22 protein-coding genes are annotated in these 18,001 nt (G+C 45.0%); 2 read left to right on the plus strand and 20 right to left on the minus strand.

The annotated features are described in order from the left end of the window. Positions 1 to 37 precede the first annotated feature (37 nt). The gene (locus AB204_RS11010) at positions 38 to 658 is read right to left on the minus strand and encodes a glutathione binding-like protein (RefSeq protein ID WP_047963423.1); all 621 of its coding nucleotides are present in this window, start codon (positions 656 to 658) and stop codon (positions 38 to 40) included. 161 nt (positions 659 to 819) lie between these two features. Between AB204_RS11010 and yfcD the strand changes: the two genes are divergently transcribed. Continuing rightward, positions 820 to 1,341, plus strand: coding sequence for an NUDIX hydrolase YfcD (gene yfcD, locus AB204_RS11015; RefSeq protein ID WP_047963424.1), 522 nt, complete (start codon positions 820 to 822; stop codon positions 1,339 to 1,341). Between the two features lie 507 nt (positions 1,342 to 1,848). On the opposite strand, the gene AB204_RS11020 is transcribed toward yfcD, so the two are convergent. From AB204_RS11020 to AB204_RS21410, 15 genes are all read right to left on the minus strand, one after another. Beyond that, positions 1,849 to 2,115: a hypothetical protein gene (locus AB204_RS11020; RefSeq protein ID WP_047963425.1), complete on the minus strand. Its 267-nt coding sequence runs from the start codon at positions 2,113 to 2,115 to the stop codon at positions 1,849 to 1,851. Then, entirely contained in the window at positions 2,116 to 2,718 is a 603-nt protein-coding gene (locus AB204_RS11025) for a tail assembly protein (RefSeq protein WP_084728563.1), read from the minus strand. It lies immediately after the preceding gene. A gap of 516 nt (positions 2,719 to 3,234) precedes the next feature. Beyond that, positions 3,235 to 4,896 carry a terminase large subunit gene (locus AB204_RS11030; RefSeq protein WP_047963426.1) on the minus strand — a complete coding sequence of 554 codons (1,662 nt, stop codon included), beginning with the start codon at positions 4,894 to 4,896 and terminating at the stop codon, positions 3,235 to 3,237. 11 nt (positions 4,897 to 4,907) lie between these two features. Then, positions 4,908 to 5,267 (minus strand): phage terminase small subunit P27 family, encoded by a 360-nt coding sequence (locus tag AB204_RS11035; protein ID WP_047961890.1) that lies wholly within the window; start codon positions 5,265 to 5,267, stop codon positions 4,908 to 4,910. Positions 5,268 to 5,402: 135 nt separating this feature from the next. Next, positions 5,403 to 5,834 carry an HNH endonuclease gene (locus AB204_RS11040; protein WP_047963427.1) on the minus strand — a complete coding sequence of 144 codons (432 nt, stop codon included), beginning with the start codon at positions 5,832 to 5,834 and terminating at the stop codon, positions 5,403 to 5,405. Next, positions 5,834 to 6,136, minus strand: a complete 303-nt coding sequence (locus tag AB204_RS11045; protein ID WP_047963428.1) for a head-tail connector protein — start codon at positions 6,134 to 6,136, stop codon at positions 5,834 to 5,836. Before AB204_RS11045 ends, AB204_RS11040 begins: the two co-directional genes overlap by 1 nt. Further along, entirely contained in the window at positions 6,133 to 7,350 is a 1,218-nt protein-coding gene (locus AB204_RS11050) for a phage portal protein (RefSeq protein WP_047963429.1), read from the minus strand. The genes AB204_RS11045 and AB204_RS11050 overlap by 4 nt, the downstream gene beginning before the upstream one ends. Before the next feature lie 2 nt (positions 7,351 to 7,352). After that, complete coding sequence (locus tag AB204_RS11055; RefSeq protein WP_047963430.1) at positions 7,353 to 7,892, minus strand: HK97 family phage prohead protease; 540 nt, start codon at positions 7,890 to 7,892, stop codon at positions 7,353 to 7,355. Between the two features lie 44 nt (positions 7,893 to 7,936). Further along, positions 7,937 to 9,088, minus strand: coding sequence for a phage major capsid protein (locus AB204_RS11060; RefSeq protein ID WP_047963431.1), 1,152 nt, complete (start codon positions 9,086 to 9,088; stop codon positions 7,937 to 7,939). Between the two features lie 229 nt (positions 9,089 to 9,317). Then, a complete protein-coding gene (locus AB204_RS11065) occupies positions 9,318 to 9,578 on the minus strand; it encodes a hypothetical protein (protein ID WP_047963432.1) in 261 nt (86 codons plus the stop codon). Positions 9,579 to 9,596: 18 nt separating this feature from the next. Next, positions 9,597 to 9,830, minus strand: coding sequence for a hypothetical protein (locus AB204_RS11070; protein ID WP_047963433.1), 234 nt, complete (start codon positions 9,828 to 9,830; stop codon positions 9,597 to 9,599). Between the two features lie 435 nt (positions 9,831 to 10,265). Further along, entirely contained in the window at positions 10,266 to 12,977 is a 2,712-nt protein-coding gene (locus tag AB204_RS11075) for a DUF927 domain-containing protein (protein WP_047963434.1), read from the minus strand. Further along, positions 12,971 to 13,276 carry a hypothetical protein gene (locus AB204_RS11080; RefSeq protein ID WP_047963435.1) on the minus strand — a complete coding sequence of 102 codons (306 nt, stop codon included), beginning with the start codon at positions 13,274 to 13,276 and terminating at the stop codon, positions 12,971 to 12,973. The genes AB204_RS11075 and AB204_RS11080 overlap by 7 nt, the downstream gene beginning before the upstream one ends. A gap of 2 nt (positions 13,277 to 13,278) precedes the next feature. Next, the gene (locus AB204_RS21405; RefSeq protein WP_072061431.1) at positions 13,279 to 13,449 is read right to left on the minus strand and encodes a DUF4222 domain-containing protein; all 171 of its coding nucleotides are present in this window, start codon (positions 13,447 to 13,449) and stop codon (positions 13,279 to 13,281) included. After that, entirely contained in the window at positions 13,442 to 13,690 is a 249-nt protein-coding gene (locus AB204_RS21410) for a hypothetical protein (protein ID WP_072061432.1), read from the minus strand. Before AB204_RS21410 ends, AB204_RS21405 begins: the two co-directional genes overlap by 8 nt. Positions 13,691 to 13,907: 217 nt before the next feature. On the opposite strand from AB204_RS21410, the gene AB204_RS21415 reads away from it, so the two are divergent. Further along, positions 13,908 to 14,108, plus strand: a complete 201-nt coding sequence (locus AB204_RS21415) for a YlcI/YnfO family protein (RefSeq protein ID WP_072061433.1) — start codon at positions 13,908 to 13,910, stop codon at positions 14,106 to 14,108. Positions 14,109 to 14,697: 589 nt separating this feature from the next. On the opposite strand, the gene AB204_RS11090 is transcribed toward AB204_RS21415, so the two are convergent. The 4 genes from AB204_RS11090 to AB204_RS11105 all read right to left on the minus strand — a co-directional run. Then, on the minus strand, positions 14,698 to 15,627 hold the full coding sequence (locus tag AB204_RS11090) for a hypothetical protein (protein ID WP_047963436.1): 930 nt from the start codon (positions 15,625 to 15,627) through the stop codon (positions 14,698 to 14,700). An 18-nt stretch (positions 15,628 to 15,645) separates the two neighbouring features. Further along, complete coding sequence (locus tag AB204_RS11095; protein WP_047963437.1) at positions 15,646 to 15,927, minus strand: helix-turn-helix transcriptional regulator; 282 nt, start codon at positions 15,925 to 15,927, stop codon at positions 15,646 to 15,648. A 105-nt stretch (positions 15,928 to 16,032) separates the two neighbouring features. Continuing rightward, positions 16,033 to 16,929, minus strand: coding sequence for a hypothetical protein (locus AB204_RS11100; protein ID WP_047963438.1), 897 nt, complete (start codon positions 16,927 to 16,929; stop codon positions 16,033 to 16,035). A gap of 94 nt (positions 16,930 to 17,023) precedes the next feature. Continuing rightward, the coding region (locus tag AB204_RS11105; protein ID WP_047963439.1) for a tyrosine-type recombinase/integrase at positions 17,024 to 18,001 on the minus strand (978 nt) is incomplete at its 5' end.

Below are 18,001 nucleotides of genomic sequence, written 5' to 3' on the forward strand. Positions count from 1 at the left end.
ATTTCGCCAATAACCAAATTATTTGCATGGGTTACATTCAAGCGTCATGATAAGCAGTTATTGTCGCAGGGCGCTGTTTAATCTTATCAAGCCATTTTTCAACAGCAGGATAATCTTGCAAATTAATTTTTTGATACTCATGGCATTTAGCCCATGGATAAGTGGCAATATCCGCAATGCTGTATTCGTTCCCGCCCAGATAGTCTGTTTTTTCCAGTTGGGTATTGAGCACCTTGTATAAACGTTGTGACTCTTCCACGTAGCGTTTAATGGCATAAGGAACGACTTCAGGGGCATAGCAATTGAAATGGTGATTTTGCCCTAACATCGGGCCAAAACCGGCCATTTGCCAGAACAGCCATTGCAATTGTTCAGTTCGTTCGCGTAAATCTTTGCTTAACAACTGACCTGTTTTATTTGCTAAATAAAATAAAATGGCACCTGATTCGAAGAGGGAGATAGGTTCTCCCCCATCGGCAGGTTGATGGTCAACAATAGCCGGAATTTTATTATTGGGTGCAATAGCAAGGAATTCAGGCTTGAATTGTTCATCAGCACTGATATTGATGGGATGAATAGTGTAAGGTAGGCCGGTTTCTTCAAGAAATAGAGTGATTTTATAGCCGTTAGGGGTTGGAGCATAATACAGATCTATCATATAACCTCCAGTAATAATAACTGTCTGATAAATATAGTGGCGTTACACTAGCACTATTTGTCTGCAACATGTTACAAATTTCTTATATCCGTTTTAGTCCCCCTAATCGGGGCATCACAGCAAAAAACTGGCATACAAATCATTTATTAAAGGTTCTTAGGATGGTGCAAGAAAAATCAGTAAGTATTGAATGGATTGACATCGTCAATAAAGACAATGAAGTGATTGCGCAGGCAACTCGTCAGCAGATGAGAACGCAAAATTTGAGGCATCGTGCTACCTATATCGTTGTACATAATGGTATGGGCAAAATTTTGGTTCAGCATCGTACAGAAACGAAAGATTTTTATCCGGGCCAATTGGATGCAACGGCAGGCGGTGTTGTTATAACAGGAGAAAACTTGCTCGATTCTGCCCGTCGAGAAGCGGAAGAAGAGCTGGGTATCGCGGGTGTTCCATTTGCTGAACATGGTGTTTTTTACTATGAGGAAGATATCTGTCGTATATGGGGCGGTTTATTCAGTTGTGTCAGTCACGGGCCGTTTGCACTACAGGAAGAAGAAGTCACGGCTGTTTATTGGCTAACACCGGAAGAAATTACGGCTCGTTGTGATGAATTCACACCAGATTCACTGAAAGCGCTTTCCTTGTGGTTAGCACGTAATAATCAGATGGAATATTGATACTGTAATCATTTTCCTTATGTATTTCTGCTCCGCAACTCCGCAACAGCAAGGGGAACAGGCTGAAATACGGGAAGCTTCACCACGGAGTAGCTATCTGGATCAACTGTTTGATGCTGATTTGTGATGCTGGCGTGAGATAAAAAAATAAACGATGGCAGAAACAGTAATTGGAGTTTGAAATGATTGAACAAAATCTCAAAGTAACATTAGTTCAAACCGATTTGTTTTGGGAAAGCGTAGAACAAAACCGTGGACACATTGAACAGCACATTGAAAAGATTACGGACAGTGATCTAACTATTAGGAATATAATCCTAATTAATTTAGATGATTAGTGTGATTTTAATTTGCTAAAATATGGTAATGTTTATACAAATATTTATACACAATTCGCTGAACGAATACATAAGCTTGTTATAAGGTGAGAACATTAAGAATGCAGTGAGAGGTCAGTACGCTAAACACACCAACCTTGTGAGGGGTTCCGACGAATTTCGTCGGAATCTATGGAACGATGGAAAATACAGCCAACTGATAGCCCTGCCAGTAAGAAGCCTTTCCCGTCACCGTGATCACCTGCCCCTTCCGCAATAACATTACTGACAGTGCCACTTCATCAAAGCCAACGACACGCAGCGGGTAATCACTGCGCTTATTGCTCTGTACCTGCATGGTAGCAACTGCCATTACTTTATCTGTCTGACACTTGATACGCTTGGGTGCGACGGTAACCTTCCCTGTTACCGTGGTTGTGTTAGGTTGCCTTGTCATTTATTGCTGATCTTCGGTGTAGATACCCGCTGAGATAATAGCCCCGCCTATTTCGCGTGTGCCGTATAGAACGGGAACCGGATTCCCCTGAGCTGTAGTATTGACTGGACCACCAAAAGCGTAACTGGGTTTATTTTCCGGTGACTCACGCATTCGCAATCCGGGCATTTGAGGGGAAAGCATCTGGGCAACACCACCGAGGGCCATTGATGCTCCCGCAGCCCCAACGGAAAAAGCCATGTTGGCCGACATAAATGCGGGTGGACTCCACACAGCTAAAGCTAACAATGCCACACCTAAAATAGTCTGAAATAATCCAGCACGTTTGCTACCGATAATGACAGGTAGAATATGAATATCCTCCGTCCCTTTTGTCATTTCCAGCTCATCTTGACTGATATTTCTCCCGCCCACAAAAATAGAAAATGTCAGCCCTTTTTTATGCGCTTCGGACATATATTTTTCAAAACCGGGTAACAGATTACGCATGGCATTAATAGCATGTCGGGCATCCCGTGCCTTATATTTAAATTCTTTTCCGAAGCGGGAAATAAGAGGACCATGAAAGCGCACGGTGCGCATGGGAACATCGATAAAAGCCATAATTACCTCTAGATGATCTGGTTTTTCAATCATGATAAGAGTCAATAGGTTAAAATTATAACATCTTTCCTGTTCCTCCCTGCAACGTAATACGTATTCAGTCATGAATTACATTAGGAAATTCCCAATTAGTTTATTTTTTGACCTAAGCCCGAATTCGGGCTTTGCTTACTGATAGATTTGCCGTCAGTCACTCAGTTACATTAAGTAACTCTGTGAGTGTAAAAGGTATGGTGGAAATCACCATACCCAAGGTGTGATATCACATCTTAAAGATGGTCAAGATTTTGACCATGACTCAGATTTAAGCCATCTACGGCAACTATAGGGATTTCCACCATAGTTGATTAACTCATTGATTTTAAACAACTCCGCCCCTGTGCCGGAAATAAGTAAAATCAGTAAGTTACGTTAAATGGGATTTGAAAGCCCTTTTAACCCATTGATATCACACAATTCCTGCTCAGAACCGGAATACCTGCACCATGCAGGAAATTAGTGAAATCAGAGGGTTAACTAAATCCCATCAAAGCTATCCAACCGCTGTTGCTGTTCTTCACTTAAGGTAAATGCAAAATCTTCATGTTCTGCTTGCCATGTGCCAAAACTCATCAGGAACGCGATTGCAGGATCTATCTTGTTCGCGGACTTCTTCTTATTAGGTTTGATATTGGCGTTCGCGTCCGTTTCCATCACCACGTTGGACATTGCCCATGTGAGTACCGGATCGCCGTTGTGACGAATGACCTTGCGGTTAACGAACACCTCAGCGGATTTTGCCACCGGACTAAACCGCATATAAGTTTGCGGGAACGGCTCAACATCTAAGCCTGCGCCCTGTAGTTGGGTGCGTAGATGTGTGGCGTTCCATGTGTCGAAGCCGATGAGTTTGATATCAAACTGCTGACTGTCTTTGAGAATGTCATCCCGGATACGGTCATAATCTATGCAATCCCCCGGTGTGGTACGTAACCAGCCCATTTGTACCCATTGCCGATAGATTGCCCGGTTCTTATTCGCCGGATTCTGTAGCTGGGCTTCGGGTAAATAATGACGGGTGAGTAATAACAGCTCGTTATCCACCGGAAACGTATAGCAAATACTGGTGATATCCCCTGTGGAAGATAAATCCAGCCCGGCGTAACACTCCAGCCCCTTAAGATCGTTTTCATCGTATTCTGTCTGGCAGGCTTTCCAAGCGCCATCACCCATCCACGGCGTTTCGCCCTGGCACCAGATATTAAAGCGTTTGGTTAACATCTCTGTCCATTGTGATGGAATGCCCCGCGCCTTTTGGATAGTGTCATGCAATGAGGTGCTGTCTACGGACACATTGAGATTAGGATTGGCCTTAATCCAGAGCGTTTCATCATCAATCTCGTTCTCGTCGTCCAGCTCGTAGATCAGGGCGAACAGGGATTCGTTTTGTTCTTCGTCTGCCAGTATCTGACAGCAATAATCATAGTGCTGCTTACAGGCCGATATCACGTTACTGCCTGCGGTCGTAATGGCAAACAGAATGCCTTCGGGACGGGCGCCCATCCCCAACTCAAGGGCAGAGTAAACGGCGTTATCCGGGTGCAAATGGTATTCATCGACAATGGCAAGGCTGGGGTTTGTGCCCTCAATGGTGGAGGCTTTGGCTGCCAGTGGTTTTAACAGGCTGTTACTCTTTGCATAAGTCACTTTATGTTGCTGGATAGCGACCCGTTTCTTAAGGGGTTTGGATAACAGGCACATCTGGCGGGCATCATCAAACACAATACGCGCCTGATCCCGGCTCACGGCGGCGGTGTAAATATCCTGCTGTCCCTGTTCCATGACCAAGAACCAGTTCGCCAACATTGCAGCAACCGTAGATTTGGCATTTTTGCGCGGGACTTGAATATAGGCACTGCGGTATTTCCGGCGTCCGGTTGCTTTGACCTTGAAGCCGAACAAATTAGCAAAGGCGAATTGCTGCCACGGCTCAAGCATGATGGGCTTACCGCGCAAGTGCCCTTTGACGTGGGGACAGAGGCGGGAAAAGCCAATAAAACGCTCTACCACTTCGGTATCGAACGTATAAAGCGGGTTATTCCGGTCATTATAATAGCGTTTCACGGCCTGTTTCAGACGCTTACAGGCCGGAATAGTGCCATTTTCGACATCAAAAGCGTACTGCTCCCATGCGTTCATCGGTAATCTCATCAGGCAATCAGCGCGTCTAAATCATCGGGTTCGTCGCTTTCGACCGGATTTCGGCGGCGGGATACCGGATCAAAGCCCAGCAGTGACGACATTTTAATCATGATTTTTTCGGCATCCGCTTTCGCTTTCAATGACGGGTTACTGGTGGCTGCGCCGCGTGAGCCTTCGACCGCGAACCCGCGCACCTCAATATCGGCCACGGCTTTACGGTAAATCGCATAGTTGACGCAATACAGTTCTAAGTTGTTCCAGTCCGCCGGGCTGAGGTCGTCACGCTCGTTAAGGATTTTGGCTTTTGATTTCCATTGTTGCGCGGCGATATCATTTAAATACTCAGGGGGTTTGGGTGCTCTTGCCATAACTTTATGTTTCCTATGAAGATTACTGCTATTGAAAAAAGTGCCGTGCATAAAAATTTGAGGACGCGGCGGTTCTTTTTAGCGGGGCGTTTGTCATTTTTAATCCCCCCACCTCGTTATCTCATTGCGTTATTATCATTCAATCAACCAATCACGACGCCTTGCTGCCTCTGCTTCCAGTTCCCGATACTCACCATTCTTACGCCGCTGTTTGGTTGCCGGGTCTGTCTGCACGGTCTTACGGTTATGGCAGCCATGGCACAGGGCTTGATGATTGAAGTCAGGCCAAAACAGCACATCACTGTCACCGTCTATCGGGATAATGTGGTCAACGATAGTTGCAGGTGTGTAGCTGTTCTGCTTGAGGCAATGCACACATAAGGGGTGAGCCTTGAGGTATATCAATCGGTAGCGTCCCCATCGGTTACTGTAGCCTCGTTCGGTACGTGTGCCTCGCTGCTTATCCTGTTGGCGTCTGGCTTCCCGTTGATGCTCCACACAGCGACCCGACTTTACCCGTTGCTTACATCCCGGATAGCTACAGCGCTTTAAAGGTTGCCACGGCATCAGAAGATCCCCACATCACGATAGACAGACCACAGGGATTTAATGGTGAAAGGCACTTCTTTAAGCTCAATGTCTACCGCCATTGCCCGATTTTCATACAGCAAGCCGATATAGAGTAAGCAGCCTACTTTAATTGCAGGGCTGAATATCAAGCCCTCTTCAAATCGCTTACCGATATGTTGCTGGCAGACTTCCAATGCAGCCTCGGCATAGCCCTTGAGCAGTTCATCTTCAAGTGTATTGCTTTCATCTATCCGGCAATGTTGTTTGATTTCATCAAGGCTGATTTCTGGCTGACTCATTCCTTGCCCTCCGGTTGTTTCTTCACTTCTACCGTCTGCTTCCATGCCTGACTGAATTCATCACCTCCTTCACGGGGTGATAATCCCTCACGTTCACGGGCTTCATTCGGGCACATCACCCCTGACTTAATCGCCGTCTCATAACTCTGGAAGCGTTCTTTCGGATTGGCTCGCAGCAGGTCAGCCGTATCAAACTCGACTTGGTAACGAATGCCTCTTTTCGGTGATGCCATCAGTAAGGCCGATTTGATTTGTTGCTCAAAGTTGGCAAGCCACGGGCGCATGGTGATAGTCAGGAAAGCGCGTGATGCTTCACTAAAGTTGCTGTAGGTGCTGTTCGAATACTCTTGCAGAAAGATAGGGCTGACATTGAACATCCGGGCGATATCGTCAATGGTGAAACGACGGGAAGCCAGCCATTCCGCATCCTGATTACTCATGCCTAATTGCTGGTATTCCATCCCGCCTTCAAGGATCGGTGTTTTCCCTGCATTGCGAGCGCCCTTGTAACGTTCGAGGGCTTCCAGTGCCTTAGCGCCTTTCGTGCCATCTAACCAATCGGCGGATTTAATCACGCCCGCCGCCATCATCCCCTCTTTCATAATGCTTGCACCGTGGCGTTGTTGTGCCAGTCCCAAGCCCAATGTTTCACGGCAAATGGTGACAGGCGAACGCCCCAGAAAGCCGTCTTCGGTGGCATAACGCAAATGCAGCACTTCTTCTTGCAGGTAGGTTTTGACCTTGCCGCTATAAGGTTCAGTGATGGTATAAGCGAACCGGTGATCGGATAATCGTTGAGGGACAACCGCTGACGGCGGGTAAGGGTGTAACGATTGTGGCTGTCCGTCGTTGCCCCAGATTATCACGGCATAAGCGTTGCCGTTCAGTAAACAATGGCGCATCAGCGTTCGCTTAAACTGAAACGGGGTCTGGCAGTCGTTCGGGCACTCATTGAGCAAATAATCCACCGGGTGATCGCTTAACCACTCGCGGGACTCTTTCCCGTGCTGGTGCTGAACCCGATAGAGATAACAGGGCATGGTTGCCACCGCTTCACTAATCACCGTGACGGCATTCATCACGGCGGGTAAACCTTCGGCTGTCGAGGGTGAAACATGCTCGCCCGATTTGGTGTTAGATACGCCTGCCAGAGAAAGAAACTCATCAATGGTCATACTGCGAGTCTCAGGGTCTTTACGCTTAAACGGCCACATGGTTACACCTCGGACAGTTGCAGCCAGTAGTGGCGCAAATTGCAGGGCTTAACTGCATTCAGCGAACGTTTGGCGATCTCCACGCCACTCTCAGGGTAGGCGGGCAGACTGGTGATCGTGATTTCCCTCAACTCGGCTTCTAATACTGTCCTGATATAAGGCTCCTGACCAATGTCCCACTGATCCTTCAATGCCCTGAACCCAAAGGACATACCGGAAATATCACCCCGTTCAACCAGTGTCAGCACATCGCGCCCCAATTGGGTATCTGGCGGGGTTAACTCAAAACGTAATCCGGTGGCATCTTCACTTAATTGCAATGTGCCGGACGTGGTACGGCCTAACAGGTTCATGTGATCATGTTCATACAATGCCCTGACATCAGTATTTGCCGTCAAGCTGGTACTAAACGCATTCGGGGCGAACTGTTCGACAAATTCATCCCATAAGATTTGTGATCGGCTGTTCCACTTAATCACATAACCGGTCAGCTTCTTATCGCTGGCAGAAAGTGATGCCGTTCTTAATTCAATATCATTCATTCGATGAACTCCAAGACGGAAAAGGGGCTTTTCGCCCCTCTCACTTATTTACTGGTTGCTTTGATTTCCAGTACCTTGATGGCGTTGGAGTCCACCAGCCCACCACCTAAATATTTATCGGTATGTACCTTATAAAATCCCGGTTCGGTGATATTGTCAGGACGGGTACGGGTGCCTGTTTGATGGTCAACAATGAAATAACCGCGCTTGAAGTCACCCAGACCGATGATGTTATCGGGCATAAATTCGAGGTAATGAACAGGCAAGCCCAGCAACATATCAGGATCACCGGCTTGCAAACGCTCACGCCAGATATAATCTCCGTTACCATTTTTCAGCTTCTGCACCTGCGCAGCAGTGGTTGAGTTCATCACCCAGACCGCGTTTTTTCGGTATTTGTTCTTGAGCAGGAATTTAAGGTCAATCAGGCTGTCAGCTTCAAGTTTGGTCGCTTCCAGCTTTTGCAGCGTACCGAATGCACGTACCTTGTCGGCTTGGGTATCGCGGGAGTAAGACAAGAAGCCTTTCGCTTTTTTACTGCCGTCACCGCTCACAAGATCCGTTTCTTCGGTATCCACGAACGTATCGGCAATCTCAGATGTCAGCCAGCCCAAGATATCCACATCGCTAAAATCGATAATTTCTTGGGTAGTCTTGGGGTAGGCGTAGATGGGGAACAGCTTGATGCTGACCTCTTCCATTTTTGGCGTAGCAGTCTCACTACGCGCCTTGCCTTCTTCTCCGTGGGCTACCGCTGCACCACCGACTGAAACAAGCTGTTTATACTCGTTGCTGCGAGTGGTTTTAATCGTACAGATTTGACGCATGACCGACTCATCAGCCAATTGCTGCATGATCTGCTTGTTCAACTCAGGGATAACGGTATAGCCACCGTCTGCCGGAACACCTGTAGACAAGGAACGCGCTTCTCCGGTCAGAATGTAATTGCGCAGCTCGTCATTGCTGAGTTTTTCACTGGTCGGCTGAGTCTTCGCCTGATTGCGTTCTTCATCAGACAATGCCTCATAACGGGCAATTTCAGAGTTGAGCGCATCAGACTGAGTGCGCAGCTCGTCAAATTGTTTGGCTTCCTCAGCATTCAGCGAACGCTTTTCGTCTTCGGCTTTGGTGAGCAGTGAGCGCATTTGCTGGGTTAAATCGGCTTTTTGCTGACGTAATTCAATTAATTTCTTCATGATGCCTCTGCATGTAGGTTAAAGGTTCGCTGTCATGCAGGTTGGGGGAAGCGGTAGCGGGTTGCACTACCGCCTTTGAGGACATGCTACAGAGCAATTGAAATCAAGATGAGCCTACATGTATCAGCAATGACTATTTAACACCATGAAAAATGAATAAAAAGACCTCAAAATAAGAGGTCTAAACAGGCGGAAACATGAGGACAGGATATTTACAAATCTTTACTATTTATTTTTCACTCATAAAATCAGGTGTATCACTCATGTTTTCCCTGAATTCCTTTAACTGCTCAATTAAAACATCTAATTGCTCCTTATTGGTTGCCAGTATTTCCTCAGAAAATGTGTGGCGCAAACTCCCGCCTGTATCCTGAAAGAAAAAAGCGTGATTGTTTACCAACTGACGATAGTCAGCTGTATGCAGATCATCAAGCTGTGTAATGCCGTGATAATCATAATGTTCAATAATATCTTGTTGGGTAATTGGCATAATTTGCTCCTCGTATCATTATTCTGCTTCTTTAGATATTGTAACTTGGAATGTTTCTAAAGCCTCCGCTATTCCGCGAATGTTCATAGCTAACTCATCTCGTGCTGCTGTCTTCATAAATGCGGCTATAAGCTCTGGGTGCTGTTTGGCATACCCTTCACCGAACAAGGTATCTATTTCTTTGACTGCTCTTTCCATCCAGTACGCCGCTGAATTAGCCGCCTGTCTTTCAATCGTTGTTGCATCTATCATAACGTTCTCCATTTTTGTATATATACAGTGAAAAGTTACCGACAACACCGACAAACCGACAATTTCAAAAATTATCATTTATAATCAAATCTATACGATGTTAAATCGTTGTCGGTTAATTGTCGCTCAATTTTTTGATATTTCAAAATTCATACAATTATTTCTATCTTTCAATAAGATATATGTTTAGTCCTATTGTCGGTTTTCGACAACGCCGTTAATAAAATCTTTCCCTGCATACCTGATCCCTTTTGCCTGCCAAGAAAAGAAAGTTTTTCTTCTGGCAGGGATTTGTTTTTAGTTCGACAATGAAAACGACAAACCGACAACATACCGACAAACATTTAACATTTTATTGTATTGATTTATAAGGTATTTATATAACTATTGTCGATTTGTCGGTGTTGTCGGTTAGTTTTACGTGTATGAGAAAATTTATTCTTCTATCTCATCAGTAGAATACATCACGACATAATACTTACGGGGTGAGCCGTTATGTTTCATGCCTTGCACCTTAAAGCCCCCATTTGCCGCCTTTTTCAGCATGCCCGACTCTGCCAGAACACGCGCAAACATCTTTGGCTCAAACCCTTCTGATACCTCTGCCTCAAACACATCGGGGAACGTGTAAAAATGAATAATTCCACCCTTGTTGGGTATATCGCTGGTATCTTTCCGATAGCCTGCCAGATTAGAAATATTGGCATGATCATAGGTGTACGGTTCCGGTGCATACCGATTCAACCCGAAGCGATCTAAAAATGCCTCAGTCTGTTCCCGAACTTGTTGGTGTTCCTTATTGGTAGTACCAAATTCAGTCACCCACGCATTAAAGCAGTGCTGTATAGCGTCCCGGCTTTCCTGTTCTGTCCATCCGGTAAGGTGTGTTGCTGCGATAAGTGCCCCCTCTAAGATGGCGAACCGTTCAGACACACGGGGAAGTTGCGCACCAGCCCCTTTGGGGATCAATCCATTCCATCGGGTTTTGGCCTCCTCAATAGTGTTTCTGGTCGCTTTTTGATGCTGAGTCAGATACTCACACCATACCCGCCCAATAGCCCCGTGATTGTCGGCAATGGCTTTTTCGATTGCCTTAGCGTGCTCTCTGGCATCCTGACAACCATGAAAGACGGTCGGGCTACCAAACGGGATATTCAGTAACCGGACAAGCTGACCCGCTTTCAGGCGCTTACCTTCACTTCTGACAAAGGTATCAAGATCGACCTCACCTGTACTGATAGCAATAGTTTTAAATTGAAGAATGTCACGGTTGCCGCCATTTTTTGCCCCTTGTAGCTTTCCCTTGCCGTTAAACAGCGCATAAGACGCATTCGCCACATCTTTAACCGACGAACCTTGTCCAACCTCATCAAGCGGTAAAAGATTGTTGTTATGGGCGGCTGCTTCGTTAATCAACCCTAATGTTGTTGCAAACCACGTCAAACGCATGGCTGACGGCTCACCGAACACACTACACCCCACGCTTTGCGCCGTGGTTTTCCCTGCGGTGCTCTGGTCGTAGAAGTGAACACCAAAGCCATCATCACGCAGTAAACCAATAACAGGGGAAGCCAATGCGGAAGCAATGGACAGCATCATAAACGGATTGCCTTTGGCTAGTTTTGCCACAGAATCACGCCAGCTTTCAGGGGTTCCTGACACGGTATACCCTCGTATTGATGACGTTCTGCCACAAAAGATAACCGATTTTTCTGGATTGCCGATAACTTCACCTGTCGGAAAGATATAAGCCCCATGCTGCCAGCCTGTCGAATGGGTGATATGCCAGTCAGTCTTTTTAGCGCAACGTTGCAACCAGTCCGCCAGAATGCCACGTAAAAAGGGTTTAGTGGCAATATTCAGCCCTGCCGCTTTGAGTTGCCGCCAGCCTTCACGCTCACCAATATCACCTGTTCTCACCGCCTCAGTGTACGTTGTGCCGTCTTCCTCCCATTGGATAATAAGATAAAATTCAATATCATCACGACCTCGCCCGATCACCTGCATGGCATCACTGAGCCATTGCTCATGGTTGATGACTTCGCCACTCTCTTTGTCTACCTTTGGAGTCACGTAGTAAATCCCATTTTTGCGTGAATCAATAAATGGCTTTAACGGATCACGCTCTTTCGCCCGGTGTTCGTCCAGATTGATAACTACAGATTTTGCTACTGACATGTTCTCACCTACCTGATATAACCCTTCATTAAACGCCCGCTTTGCTGCCTCAATGCCGTTCTGCTGGCGATAATCGTCCCAGTCGGCTTTGTGTTCTGTGGGCGGTAACGTGACCCACCCGTTGATCGCTTTGGCGGTTTTCTCGGCTGCAATCTTGCCGACGTTCTTCTTGGGCTTGCCTTTGTCGTCCAGTTCGCCCGGTGTGTGCCAGTCGTTATCCGCCGCCAGAATGATTTTCGCTGTTGGCCACCGTTCTCTCACCAGCCCGGCAACGGTCGATAAATTACCTTCATCCAGCGCAGCCAGTACTAAGCCCTCATGCAATTGACTGACCGTTAAGGCCGTTGCATATCCCTCGGCAATGATGAAAGTATCTGGTGTTCCGGTGATGGGGGATAAGGGGATAAAACTCCCCTTTTTCTGAGTGCCAGAGACAAGGCGTTTTTCACCCGTCGGTTTAATGACCTGAGCACCAGTTATCACGCTGTCCAGTGCCTGAGTGACCAGCACCAAAGAGCCATCTTTCAGTAATTGCTGATCGGGGCATGGTAGCCCCTTGTTAGTCAGATAGTCGGATTGCCCGGCAGTGGCCTGAGCTAATAACTTGTTCACTTTTTCAGCTATCGGTTGAGCCTCTGATTTCGGAGCCTCCTTTCTGGCGGGCTTGGGTTCGGGTAAAGGTAACAGCAGCGCATCAGAAACAGCTTTCACGGCCTCAGTGATCGTGATTCCCTTAGCCCTCACCAACAAATCAAAACCATCACCATACTGCGGGTTATCACACTGGCGGCAATGCCAGTTACCGTCTCCGTGGTCGTCGATGAAGTGAAAGCGGTCAGTGCCCCCGCATATCGGGCAAGCACCATGCTTACCCTTCGCCGGAACATCCACCCCACAGGCCGCCAACAATCCGTACCACTGATCTTGCGCCGCCGTTTTCACTGACCGGATATCAATATGGCTTACCATTTTGGGAATCCCTCACGGTGATGGATTTCAAAATCCGCATGCTGTGCTGTGTCGTTCAGGGCCTCGGCGATCCTCGGTAAATACATCAGGGCTTCACCGATGCGGCGTAAATCGTCCCTTGCTTGACAATCAGCATAGTTTTCGTTGTCTGCTGACCAGAAAGCCAGTTCGCCCATTGCAGACATCGCCGCCATCACTGCACTGTGCGCACCGTCTGAATGCTTGCGTAAGTCTTTTAGCTCCTTAGTGTCCATGGTGCTAAAGTTGTTGCGTACCAAGTGGTTATAGATATCAGACATAATCAGGCTCTCCCTGCGTAGGTGTATTCTTTAGTGAAACGGCTTACTGGCATGATGCACGGGTTGTTGTAACCATCACGGACAAACGTCACGCGATTAAAGGCGACTGACAGCACCTGAACGGTTTCCCCGTTTTTATGGGTGTAGTAGTCATGGGGGGCAGGGTTAGGCATGGTTCACCCCCTGAACGGTAGACATATCGCTACGGTTGAAAGGGGTATCGATACCGATATCCCATGCTTGACGGGAAACAAATATCAGTGAGGAAATGCCAGCCAGTAAACGGGCTTCATTTTCGCTATCCGCCAGTACAGTAATCAGGCGTACCGGGTGAATATCCACCAGCCGCTGAGTGCCAGATGCAATTAGGAATGTAAATTTAAGGCGAGTTTGGTTATGCTGTTGTATAGCCATAATCGTTACTCCAGTTAACGGTTGTTGGTTAGACGCCTCGATAGTGTTTGCCGCACTTCGGGGCGTTGTTATTTTTACCATCACATCAGTGAAGGTGTTTAAATACATTACGCCATAATGTTTAAACACGTCAAGAGGAATTTGTTTAAACACTTTCGAAAATTTGTTCGATGGTGTATCTTTATAAGTGTTAAAACACTTTTTTGAGATGAGGCATATGGCGACAGGACACAAAAACAACAAATCAGGGTACAAGGGAATACGCTTCCCACATGAGTTAATCGAAGAAATAAACGATAGTGTGGAAGTGAATAAACCTTCTAATCCAAGTGCTAATTTTTCAGCATGGGTTATTGATGCATGTGAACGAAAACTCAAATCAGAAAAACGCAAAGCCAAAGCATCATCTGAGCAGTAAGACCAGAATTTAACTAACTGATTTAACTCATGACGCAAATATGCGTGATCCCAAAGGGTAGCATTCGCCGTGCTATCCTTTTCTTTTTGTACCTGACTAACTGTCAGTCGCAGAGTTTGCGCGTCGCTAAATGAACCGCGCAAAGTTTGTGAGCAAATATCATTTACGCTCAAAGCTATTTGCGAGTAACTACCTGTTACGCTCAAAGTCCGATTATCGGATATTGGATTTTGCATACCGATATTTTCGGTGCTCAAACTATGACCAGACTGCAAATATGCCGTTTGATTGAATATCAATGGGTTAAGTAACTGACCCACAATTAGTGGGGCAGTTGAACTATGACCAAACGCCAAATATGGCGTCTGGATATTTATCAATGAGTTATTGGGGTGTGAGAAATTTTTCGCATACCCATCAGCTAAAATTTCAGCCGATGTATAACCAGCCAAAGTGACGGCCTCGGGGAAATCAATAAGTTGCTGTAAATGTGACTGAGCGAAAAGTTTCTCTGAGTGAAGACTCCTTAACCTCAAGGAGTCACCAGAAATAATAGTGTCGCTTAAAGCTATAGAATTGCCTCCGTGCATCATTTTATTTCTCTCATCTCAATACCATTAGCTGTATATCCCTGAACCCGAACGCCCTCAACACGGTGACGTTTTTTGGTCAGAAAGCGAATGTGATCGGCATAGACATAGAGCCACTGACCATCTACAGCAATGCGCTCAAATGTTTTTATTGGTCGTTTTGTATACTGGACAAATGGAGTTATATTGTTGTTTTTAATGTTTATTTTTGTGCGTAAGGGGGTGCTTTTCTCTTTGTGTCGATAAACCCAAAAGTCTTGAAGGCTACCTGTGATTTTCCTAGTTCGAACCTTGATATAACCCAGCCGCTTCATGAGTCGGCTAAATTCTGCATTGTCCTTAATTACCTGTGTGATATACACCAACGACTCACTCCTCCAGCCTTTCGCCTGATAGCACTTCGCCAATTCATGATGGTGTTGTTTATTGAGAATGGTGTATTTGTCTGGCTGGTTTGGATTGCGGTACAAGATCCAGTTATCAACCGCTTGCTTTCGTTGTTTTTGCTCAATCAGTAATGCGAACGTCGCTAAAGGCACACCATTTTTGCGTGTGTGATATTCGGAACTGATTGAAGCGATGATATTTAGGGCATAGCTATCAATATCTTTTAGCTGGACAAATCCATAATAGTTACCACTATTCAAATGGTTAACTGAGCACACCCCTGAATGATACTCATAGGACTGCTTATCCTTTCCTGTCAGCCCTGTATCACTTTCTGCATCGTGAACCGATACACCAGAATTAAGCCAGACCAACCCTTGACCATTATGACGTAATCCCAAATCAGTGAGTGTACAAATACCTTTGTTAATCGATGACCAGTTACCGGAAATAACCGCTTTGCGAATAATTGAAATATCATCTTGACTATTTTCAGAGTGAGCGAAGCCCTGACCATTTAAGGCCACCTTTTTAGATGTCATATTTTTACCCTGTCTTAATTAATTTGATTTTCGGCTATAGGGGTTATTTACGTTCTCTACTGTGGGCGGGTTGCGTACCCAATGCAGCAGCTCACTGAGCAACCAAGCACAGGAATTGCGGCCTAATGGTTTACGGGCAGGGAAGCGACCTTCGTTTTCCAGCTTCCATGCGGAAGTACGGGAAATAGAGGTGATGTGATGGCGCTCCTTTTCACGTACAAGACGATCATAAGGTTCACCATACTCGGAAAGGATAGAGCGACGTTCTTCTGGTGTTGGTGAAATAAATTGATTTTGCATGCTACCCTCATGGTTTCAGTGTTTTCATGAGGGTGATTTTGCCTATAAGTAGTTTGTTTTTACGGTGATTATTGATAAAAAATTTTTAGTTCCTGTGGACTAAATCTAATTCCCGTTCCACTTTGAAGGGTTATAAACTTTACTTAACAGCCTTTCGATGCTTTCAATCTCAAGGGGCGGCTTTCCTTCTTGCGGCCAAAATTCTAGAGCAGCTAAATCAATTTGCTTAGCCCATTCTGTATAAGAATTGCATTTATCTGGATATTTTTTCTGGATGTACATAGCTGCCATTAAAACTGCTTCACGCTTTGCAGCAAATCTTTCTCCATTTCCATGTGGTGTCTTGATGGTTTCTTTTTCCGTTCTCTCAGGTTCTATGCTGCCATTGATGAATCTTTGTAATTCAGTTTTTGTGATAAGCATTTTATCTATTGACACGGGGTATTTTATTCCTGAGATTGCTGTAGGCTTATAACCTATACCTTCTTCTTCTTCAACTCTTGCTGTTAGATCATATATTTTATAGTTGTCAGATTTTGGCAGAGTTAAAACTGTTTCGTTAAAAATATCGCCTTTAAGTAATTTGTTTTCAGAGAATCTAAATAGTTCATTACTTAAAGCAAATAGACCATTAATTTCTATTGCTCTATGCTCTAACTCTTTCTGTTTATAATTATATCGTATTTGCTCTTCAATCAAAGTAACGTCTGTTTCGTAGGCAAGTTCAATATATGACAAAGGAGGCTCTTCGCCATTGCATAACGTCAATGCCTCTGTCGCTTTAACATAATTATATCTTGAAAACACTCTCATTCCATCCGCTTCAATCGAATCCATATCAAATCCATTCTGCCAATTCACCTTCACGCATATTTCAAGATCACCTATAGCGGCATAATGAACTAAGTCTTCTAGATCACACGGAATACCTATTTCTCTTTCTATTTTATGTAAAGGAAAATATCTTCTTTCTGGTAAATTAATAATTCTATTTTTTTTCATTGCGTTACCCTTAACACTACCCTAAAAGTTTAGCGAAACAGGCAAGTAGGGTTTCTTGCTTTTCACCCCGTCGGGCTAGTCTCGCCGTGTCAGTTTATGCCGTTTTACTGCCGATTAAAACCACATTTTCATAATTACCCGCCAATACATCCAGCCGCTCACACCACTTGTTTAAGGCGTCTAGCTTCTCTGGTAGGTATTGGCTCTTGTTGTATATAGCCATGATGCCCGGTAGTGCATGGCCTAACAGTTGCTCAACTACATGAGGTGCTATGCCCATATCATTTAGCTTAGTTGCTAAGGTGCGTCTCAAATCATGTAATGTCCATTTTTCCGTATGCCCTAATTTTTTCCATACTCTTGTCCCATATTGAGCTACTGTCACACTATCTTTTAACTCACCAAGCAGATAGCCACTTTTATAATTTTCATAAATTAATTTACTCAAGAATGGTTTTAAATATTCAGGGATTGGACGAATAATTTTTCCCCCTGATTTACTGTGTTCTTTTGGAACAGTCCATAGCATTGAATCAAAATCCCATTCTGAGTATTTTGATAATCTAGCCTCTTGAGTTCTACAGCCAAATACAATCAAAAGTATTAATAAATTACTGTAATAAGGAATATAGGTATTTGTACTTATAGATCTCCATAATTGACCTAACTCATTATCTGTTAAAACCCTGTCCCCTTTATTTTGCAATTTACCTACATCTGGAATCGTTAAATCATCTAGCGCATTACTAATAGCAAATTTCCTTACCCGGCAAAATTTTAAAGCTTGCTTGCAGAGTTGAAATATATATCCAGCAGAAACGGGGGATTTCTTCTTTATATTATCAAAACATTTAAGCCAATAGCGCGTCTCGCAGTCTGATAATGCCATATTCCCAATATTTGGATAAATATATTTATTTAGTTGGGCTATAAGTTTATCAATGCCTGCACGGTTGTCTCTTCCATAATTTTCGATCCAATACTCAATGGCTTCTCTTACTGTTACGGGTTTTAATGACTCTTGCATATCCAAGTTAAATTGTAACTTCGGATCTTTGCCAGAGGCTAACCA

Origin of the sequence: Xenorhabdus khoisanae (assembly GCF_001037465.1) — a bacterium.
In the GTDB taxonomy this organism is placed as follows: Bacteria; Pseudomonadota; Gammaproteobacteria; order Enterobacterales; family Enterobacteriaceae; genus Xenorhabdus; species Xenorhabdus khoisanae.

What these genes read in the sequence shown, in the direction of transcription:
- AB204_RS11010 (WP_047963423.1), bottom strand. Translation starts at nt 658, where the DNA reads ATGATAGATCTGTATTATGCTCCAACCCCTAACGGCTATAAAATCACT.
- yfcD (WP_047963424.1), top strand. Translation starts at nt 820, where the DNA reads ATGGTGCAAGAAAAATCAGTAAGTATTGAATGGATTGACATCGTCAAT.
- AB204_RS11020 (WP_047963425.1), bottom strand. Translation starts at nt 2,115, where the DNA reads ATGACAAGGCAACCTAACACAACCACGGTAACAGGGAAGGTTACCGTC.
- AB204_RS11025 (WP_084728563.1), bottom strand. Translation starts at nt 2,718, where the DNA reads ATGGCTTTTATCGATGTTCCCATGCGCACCGTGCGCTTTCATGGTCCT.
- AB204_RS11030 (WP_047963426.1), bottom strand. Translation starts at nt 4,896, where the DNA reads ATGAACGCATGGGAGCAGTACGCTTTTGATGTCGAAAATGGCACTATT.
- AB204_RS11035 (WP_047961890.1), bottom strand. Translation starts at nt 5,267, where the DNA reads ATGGCAAGAGCACCCAAACCCCCTGAGTATTTAAATGATATCGCCGCG.
- AB204_RS11040 (WP_047963427.1), bottom strand. Translation starts at nt 5,834, where the DNA reads ATGCCGTGGCAACCTTTAAAGCGCTGTAGCTATCCGGGATGTAAGCAA.
- AB204_RS11045 (WP_047963428.1), bottom strand. Translation starts at nt 6,136, where the DNA reads ATGAGTCAGCCAGAAATCAGCCTTGATGAAATCAAACAACATTGCCGG.
- AB204_RS11050 (WP_047963429.1), bottom strand. Translation starts at nt 7,350, where the DNA reads ATGTGGCCGTTTAAGCGTAAAGACCCTGAGACTCGCAGTATGACCATT.
- AB204_RS11055 (WP_047963430.1), bottom strand. Translation starts at nt 7,892, where the DNA reads ATGAATGATATTGAATTAAGAACGGCATCACTTTCTGCCAGCGATAAG.
- AB204_RS11060 (WP_047963431.1), bottom strand. Translation starts at nt 9,088, where the DNA reads ATGAAGAAATTAATTGAATTACGTCAGCAAAAAGCCGATTTAACCCAG.
- AB204_RS11065 (WP_047963432.1), bottom strand. Translation starts at nt 9,578, where the DNA reads ATGCCAATTACCCAACAAGATATTATTGAACATTATGATTATCACGGC.
- AB204_RS11070 (WP_047963433.1), bottom strand. Translation starts at nt 9,830, where the DNA reads ATGATAGATGCAACAACGATTGAAAGACAGGCGGCTAATTCAGCGGCG.
- AB204_RS11075 (WP_047963434.1), bottom strand. Translation starts at nt 12,977, where the DNA reads ATGGTAAGCCATATTGATATCCGGTCAGTGAAAACGGCGGCGCAAGAT.
- AB204_RS11080 (WP_047963435.1), bottom strand. Translation starts at nt 13,276, where the DNA reads ATGTCTGATATCTATAACCACTTGGTACGCAACAACTTTAGCACCATG.
- AB204_RS21405 (WP_072061431.1), bottom strand. Translation starts at nt 13,449, where the DNA reads ATGCCTAACCCTGCCCCCCATGACTACTACACCCATAAAAACGGGGAA.
- AB204_RS21410 (WP_072061432.1), bottom strand. Translation starts at nt 13,690, where the DNA reads ATGGCTATACAACAGCATAACCAAACTCGCCTTAAATTTACATTCCTA.
- AB204_RS21415 (WP_072061433.1), top strand. Translation starts at nt 13,908, where the DNA reads ATGGCGACAGGACACAAAAACAACAAATCAGGGTACAAGGGAATACGC.
- AB204_RS11090 (WP_047963436.1), bottom strand. Translation starts at nt 15,627, where the DNA reads ATGACATCTAAAAAGGTGGCCTTAAATGGTCAGGGCTTCGCTCACTCT.
- AB204_RS11095 (WP_047963437.1), bottom strand. Translation starts at nt 15,927, where the DNA reads ATGCAAAATCAATTTATTTCACCAACACCAGAAGAACGTCGCTCTATC.
- AB204_RS11100 (WP_047963438.1), bottom strand. Translation starts at nt 16,929, where the DNA reads ATGAAAAAAAATAGAATTATTAATTTACCAGAAAGAAGATATTTTCCT.